Below are 661 nucleotides of genomic sequence, written 5' to 3' on the forward strand. Positions count from 1 at the left end.
GTTCGCCTCGGGATCCGCACCGATATTGCGCTCCACATCCAGGCGCATGCCGTGAATCAAGGGAGCAACTTCGGAGAGGAAGACTGCCGCGGCGGCGTATTTCTTTTCGGAAAGATCCAGCCGGACTTCGACTTCAGCAGCATGCTGCAGAGCGACTGCAGCCTCCGCCTTAGCCGCATCAGCCTGCTTTCGGGATTCCAGAAGCAGGGCGATCAGCTTTTCGCGGGGAAGACGTGAGAAATCGACGGACATGGAGCGCTCGAAAACAGTGTTGCAATGGCGTAATTTTACCCGTTCTCAGCTCGCTAAAAATCATCGTCTTAACTACTGCCAGTAACTTAGAACGCTCACTACAAGCGCTCTGGAAGGGCCTCCTTGAAGGAGGGCTTTTTAGTCTCCCGACGTCTTCCGAAGGCCTCTGTGAAGGCACTGGATGGTCCTGCGCTCATATTTGAATGCGTCTCATTTCGATCTCTTTTTCGGAGTTTGCACTAATTACTCATCTATTTGATTTGAATAAATTTTTAAGCATTCCTCGCCGTTCTGCCTGCAGATCTTCGCTATCCAGGTACGCCGCCAGTTCGTCCGGCGTAATGGGGCCGCCGCAGGTCCGGACGCTCTCATCAGAAATCGCGCAAACCGTCCGTCGTTGAGACGACGC

General features: G+C 53.7%; 1 protein-coding gene. It reads right to left on the bottom strand.

The window, feature by feature from the left end; genetic code table 11:
- On the bottom strand, positions 1-252 hold a 252-nt coding region (locus tag GBM95_RS11955; protein ID WP_152159284.1), incomplete at its 3' end, for a hypothetical protein.
- Positions 253-661: the final 409 nt, after the last annotated feature.

The sequence above is a fragment of the Sutterella seckii genome, from assembly GCF_009183815.1.
GTDB lineage: Bacteria > Pseudomonadota > Gammaproteobacteria > Burkholderiales > Burkholderiaceae_F > Sutterella > Sutterella seckii.